Here is a 5,529-nt window from a genome sequence, read left to right on the forward strand (position 1 = left end):
GGCCGAGGTCAGCCGCGCCAGCGCCTGGCGCCCGCCGGCGGCGAAGACGGCGACGGCGCGCAGCAGGTCGCGCAGCGCCTCCGCGCTGGCCGCGTCGAAGGGCGCCCAGGCGCCGCCCGAGAGCTTCGCCACCTGGCGGAAGGCGGTCTCGGCGACGGGGCTGCGGCCTTCCTGGAAGCAGAAGACCGGCGTGCCGCGCAGGCCGAGCTCGCCCGCGACGTGGCAGATCGGGTCCACGTCCTCCTCGATGGCGTCGCCGATGAAGATCACGCCGTTGACCTTCTCGCGGCTCGTCTCCTCGCGCGCGTGCTTCAGGGTGCGCAGGATCTGCGTTTGCCCGCCGAGGCAGGAGACGCCGGTCATGCGCCGCGCCAGGTCCTGCGCGTTGGTCAGGAAGGGCGTGGTGGCGAACTCGCCGAAGCCGCGGTAGTAGGCGAGCGAGACGGCCAGCCCGCCGACGTCGCGCACCGCCATGAACATCTCGCCCTGCAGCTGGCAGGCGCGGTCCCAGCTGGGCTGGCGCGACGCGGTGGCGTCGATGGCGAAGATCAGCCGGCCGGGCCGGCCGGAAGCGGGCCGGACCGCGGGCATGGACGCGACCTTCTGGAGGAAGGCGGCGACGGCGGCGTTGCCCGGCTTGTCGGGCAGGTTGCTCATGCGCCCGATGTGGTCCCGCGGCGGCCCGCCGTCAGCCCCCCGGCGCCTCAGCCACCGGCCTTCAGCCCGTTCGCCTGCGCCGCTGCCAGCGCCGTCATGTTGACGATCCCCCTCGCCGTGACGCTCGGCACCAGCACATGGATGGGCCTGGCCATGCCGAGCAGGATCGGGCCGACCTGCAGCCCCTCGGCGGCGGCCTTCAGCAGGTTGAAGGCGATGTTGGCGCTGTCGAGGTCGGGCATCACCAGCAGGTTGGCCGCATCCGTCAGGCGGCTGTCAGGGACGGCGCGGTCGCGGATGGCCGGCACCAGCGCGGCGTCGGCGTGCATCTCGCCATCCACCTCGAAATCCGGGCCGCGGGCGAGCAGCGCCTTGAGCGCCGCGCGCATCTTGCGCGCGCCCGGCGCACCGGAGGCGCCGAAGGAGGAATGGGAGAGCAGCGCGGCCTTGGGCGTGATGCCGAAGGCGCGGATCTGCTCGGCCGCCAGCAGCGTCATGTCGGCGACCTGGTCGGGCGTCGGGTCCACGGTCAGGTGGGTGTCCACAAAGAACAGGTGCCCGTTCGGCAGGATCAGCGCCGACAGCGCATAGACGCGGTTCACCTGCGGCAGCTTGCCGATCACGTCGAAGGCGTGGTGCCAGTGGCTGAGCCAGTCGCCGGTGCCGCCGCAGAGGCAGGCATCGGCCAGGCCCGCCTCCAGCAGCAGCGCGGCCGCCACCGTCGGGCGGTTCCCGACGCGGCGTGCCGCGGCATCGGGCGGCACGCCGCGGCGCCCGACCTTGCGCTGGTAGAGCGGCACGAGCCTGTCGAACACCTCGGCATCCGCGGCGGGGTCGAGGATGCGCACGGATTCCTGGAAATCCATGCGCAGCCCCATGGCGGCGGCGCGGCCGGAGATGACCTCGCGGCGTCCGATCAGGATGGGCTCCGCCAGGCCCTCGTCCAGCACGGTCTGCACGGCGCGGAGCGTGCGTTCATCCTCGCCCTCGGCGAAGACCACGCGGGCGGGGTTGCGGCGCGCCACCTCGAAGACCGGGCGCATCAGCTCGCCGGAGCGGAAGACGAAGCGCTCCAGCTCGCGGCGATAGGCGTCGAGGTCGGCGACAGGGCGGCGGGCGACGCCGCTTTCCGCCGCGGCCTTCGCCACCGCGGGCGCGATCTCCAGGATCAGGCGGGGGTCGAAGGGCTTGGGGATGATGTAGTCCTGGCCGAAGACCGGCGCGTTACCGCCATAGGCGGCTGCGACGACCTCGCTGGCCTCCATCCGCGCCAGGGCGGCGATGGCGTCGGCGGCGGCGACCTTCATCGCCTCGTTGATGGTGGTGGCGCCGGCATCGAGCGCGCCGCGGAAGATGAAGGGGAAGCAGAGGACATTGTTGACCTGGTTCGGGTAGTCGCTGCGGCCGGTCGCGACGATCGCGTCGGGGCGCACGGCGCGCACGGCTTCCGGGAGGATCTCCGGCTCGGGGTTCGCGAGCGCGAGCACCAGCGGCTTGCGCGCCAGCTTCGGCAGCCATTCCGCCTTCAGCACGCGCGGCGCCGAGAGGCCGAGGAAGATGTCGGCGCCGTCCAGCACCTCCTCCAGCGTGCGGGCGGCGGTGTCCTGGGCGTAGGCGGCCTTGAAGGGGTCGGTGTTCGGCCGGCCCTTCCAGACCACGCCGTCGATGTCGCAGATCGTGACGTTCTCGCGCTTCAGCCCCATGGCGACGAGCAGGTCGAGGCAGGCGATGGCGGCGGCGCCGCCGCCGGTGTTGACCACCCGCACCTCGTCCAGCTTCTTGCCCTGCAGCAGCAGGCCGTTGCGCACCGCGGCGGCGACGATGATGGCGGTGCCGTGCTGGTCGTCGTGGAAGACCGGGATCTTCATGCGGGCGCGCAGCGCGCGCTCGATCGCGAAGCACTCGGGCGCCTTGATGTCCTCGAGGTTGATGGCGCCGAAGGAGGGTTCAAGGGCGGCGACGGCCTCCACGAAGCGGTCGGGGTCGCGTTCCTCGACCTCGAGGTCGATGGAGTCGATGCCGGCGAACTTCTTGAAGAGGACCGCCTTGCCTTCCATCACCGGCTTGCCGGCCAGCGCGCCGATGGCGCCGAGGCCGAGGACGGCGGTGCCGTTGGAGATCACGGCCACCATGTTGCCGCGGGTGGTGTAGTCCCAGGCCTTGTCGGGGTCCTTCGCGATCTCCTCGCAGGCGGCGGCGACGCCGGGGGAGTAGGCGAGCGCCAGGTCGCGCTGGGTGGCCATGCGCTTGGTCGGCTCGACCGAGAGTTTTCCCGGCCGCGGCAGGCGGTGGTAGTCGAGGGCGGCCTTGCGGAAATCGTCGTCCATGCCGGGATGCTAGCCTGCCCGGTGGCGCGCTGCGAGCGTGGGAGGGTGCTGCGGCTGCCCATCGCGCCCTCTTGGCCGCAGAACAGGCGGCCCGCGCACAGAGCTACCGCCGAGGGGGCGCACCAGCGCGTCGGCGCGAAAGCCAAGGCCGCGGAGCGGCCGCCCGGCGCTTGAGGGTAAGGGTATATGCGGTCGAGAAGATTCGAACTTCCACGGGGTTGCCCCCACCAGCACCTCAAGCTGGCGCGTCTACCATTCCGCCACGACCGCACAGGGCACCTTGGCGCGCGTTCCCGCACGCCTTAGAGGCGGCGCGTATAGCCGATGACCTCAGACGCGACAACGCCCCTGGCGACACCGACCGACCTGGCCTGGCAGGTGGCCGAGGGGCTCACGCCCTACCAGGACGCGGTCGCCGCGATGGAGGCCCGCGTGGCGGCGATCCGGGAGGGCACGGCGGGGGAGCTGGTCTGGCTGGTGGAGCACCCGCCGACCTACACCGCCGGCACCTCGGCCCGACCCGAGGACCTGCTGGAGCGGCGGTTCCCGGCGGTGGCGGCGGGGCGCGGCGGACAATGGACCTATCACGGGCCGGGGCAGCGCACGGCCTATGTGATGCTGGACCTGACCAGGCCGCACGGAACGGTGCGGGCGCGCGACGTGCGGGCCTATGTGCACGGCCTGGAGGAGTGGCTGATCCGGGCGCTGGACCGCTTCAACATCCGGGGCGAGCGGCGCGAGGGCCGGGTGGGCATCTGGGTGGCCGACCGGGCGCGCGGCACCGAGGACAAGATCGGCGCCATCGGCGTGCGGGTCACGCGCTGGGTGAGCTGGCACGGGGTGGCGCTGAACGTGGACCCCGACCTGTCGCATTTCGGCGGCATCGTGCCCTGCGGCGTGGCGGAGCATGGCGTGACAAGCCTGCACCGGCTGGGCGTGCTGGCGACGATGGAGGAGGCCGACGCGGCGCTGATGGCGGCCTGGGCGGAGGTGTTCGGCTGACTTAACGCGACTCGACAAGGGGTTTCCGCGAAGTTTTCTTCGGAAGCACAACCATGGCGGGCAATGCCCGTCGCGAGGGGGCTTCCGCACCATGGCCGAACCGACCGGGCTCGAGCAGTACCTGCTGGAACTCATCAACCGTGCCCGGCTGGATCCCGCCGGGGAAGCGGCGCGCTTCGGCATCGGGCTGAACGACGGGCTCACGGCAGGCACGATCTCCACCACGGCGAAGGCGCCGCTGGCCTTCAACCCGCTGCTGATCGACGCCGCGCGGGGCCACAGCGACTGGATCCTGGCGACCGACACCTTCTCCCACACCGGGGCGGGCGGATCCTCGCCCGGCGACCGGATGACGGCGGCGGGCTACGTGTTCTCCGGCAGCTGGACCTGGGGCGAGAACATCGCGCTGCGCTCCGGCGCGCTGTCCTCCACCACGGTGGAGCTGCTGCACGAGCAGCTGTTCGAGAGCGCGGGGCACCGGGCGAACCTGCTCAACGTCAATTTCCGCGAGACGGGCCTCGGCCTCGCGCAGGGGGAGTATCGCGGCTTCACGGCGAGCGTCGTGACGGAGGTCTTCGCGCGGTCCGGCAGCAACGTCTTCCTGACCGGCGTCGCCTTCGACGACCGCGACGGCGACCGCTTCTACGACCCGGGCGAGGGGCTGGGCGGCGTGACGCTGACGATCCGCAACACCGCGACCGGCGCGGTGACCACGGCCACGAGCTGGTCGGCGGGCGGCTACAGCGTGGCGCTCGGCGCCGGGAGCTACGAGGTGACCTTCTCCGGCGGCGCCCTGCCGGCGCCGACGACGAAGGCGGTGACGATCGGCAGCAGCAACGTGAAGCTCGATCTCGACGCCGATGCGGGCGCGCCGGCCGGGCTGGCGCTGACCGGCACGGCGGCGAACGAGGTGCTGACCGGCGGGCTCGGCGCCGACCGGCTTCTCGGCCTGGCCGGGGCCGACACGCTGCTTGGCGGCAGCAGCGGCGATACGCTGGAGGGCGGCGCCGGGCGGGACGTGCTGGATGGCGGCGCGGGCGACGACAGGCTGGTCGGCGGCGGCAGCCCGGACCGGGCGACGGGCGGCGGCGGCGCGGACCGCTTCGTGTTCCAGAACGTCTCGACGGACCGCGGCGACCTGATCACCGACTTCACACCGGCCGAGGGCGACCGCGTGGACATCGCCGGCCTGCTGGCCGCCGGGGCCGGGACGGGCTGGGCGGCACTGTCGGCCAGCGGTCATGCGCGGCTGACGCAGACGAGCGCGGGCGCCGTGCTGTGGGTGGACCCGGATGGCGGCGGCGATGGCTGGCTGCAGGTGACGACCTTCGGCGGCCGGAGCGTGGCGCAGCTGGGCGGGGATTTCCTGCTGGGCTGAGGCCAGTTGCCGCTTCGGTCCTGTGCGGGGGCGCGCGCTTCGGACAAGGGGCTGACCTAGCTAAGGCTAGGACTGGGGTTCTGAAGCTTGTCCTAGGCCAGTCCAGTTGGCGAGGGTGGAGAGCAGACGGCGGGGTGGGGCGTAGTTGAAGCGCCATTCGCATTC

The 5,529-nt window shown here is 72.5% G+C and carries 4 protein-coding genes and 1 tRNA gene; 2 read left to right on the top strand and 3 right to left on the bottom strand.

All coding sequences use genetic code 11. From position 1 onward, the window contains the following. The 3 genes from OZN99_RS24275 to OZN99_RS24285 form a co-directional block, all read right to left on the bottom strand. Positions 1-657 (bottom strand): VWA domain-containing protein (locus tag OZN99_RS24275; RefSeq protein ID WP_270937824.1); only part of this gene is annotated, 657 nt, incomplete at its 3' end. A 47-nt stretch (positions 658-704) separates the two neighbouring features. Next, positions 705-2,984 carry an NADP-dependent malic enzyme gene (locus tag OZN99_RS24280; protein WP_270937825.1) on the bottom strand — a complete coding sequence of 760 codons (2,280 nt, stop codon included), beginning with the start codon at positions 2,982-2,984 and terminating at the stop codon, positions 705-707. Between the two features lie 187 nt (positions 2,985-3,171). After that, positions 3,172-3,254, bottom strand: a tRNA-Leu gene (locus OZN99_RS24285). A 54-nt stretch (positions 3,255-3,308) separates the two neighbouring features. Between OZN99_RS24285 and lipB the strand changes: the two genes are divergently transcribed. Then, positions 3,309-3,986 carry a lipoyl(octanoyl) transferase LipB gene (gene lipB / locus OZN99_RS24290; RefSeq protein WP_270937826.1) on the top strand — a complete coding sequence of 226 codons (678 nt, stop codon included), beginning with the start codon at positions 3,309-3,311 and terminating at the stop codon, positions 3,984-3,986. Between the two features lie 91 nt (positions 3,987-4,077). Continuing rightward, positions 4,078-5,364, top strand: a complete 1,287-nt coding sequence (locus tag OZN99_RS24295; RefSeq protein WP_270937827.1) for a CAP domain-containing protein — start codon at positions 4,078-4,080, stop codon at positions 5,362-5,364. Positions 5,365-5,529: the final 165 nt, after the last annotated feature.

The sequence above is a fragment of the Falsiroseomonas oryzae genome (genome assembly GCF_027856955.1).
GTDB classification, from domain to species: domain Bacteria; phylum Pseudomonadota; class Alphaproteobacteria; order Acetobacterales; family Acetobacteraceae; genus Falsiroseomonas; species Falsiroseomonas oryzae.

Excerpts from the sequence above, each read along its gene's own strand:
- OZN99_RS24280 (WP_270937825.1), bottom strand. The coding sequence starts at position 2,984 with ATGGACGACGATTTCCGCAAGGCCGCCCTCGACTACCACCGCCTGCCG.
- lipB (WP_270937826.1), top strand. The coding sequence starts at position 3,309 with ATGACCTCAGACGCGACAACGCCCCTGGCGACACCGACCGACCTGGCC.
- OZN99_RS24295 (WP_270937827.1), top strand. The coding sequence starts at position 4,078 with ATGGCCGAACCGACCGGGCTCGAGCAGTACCTGCTGGAACTCATCAAC.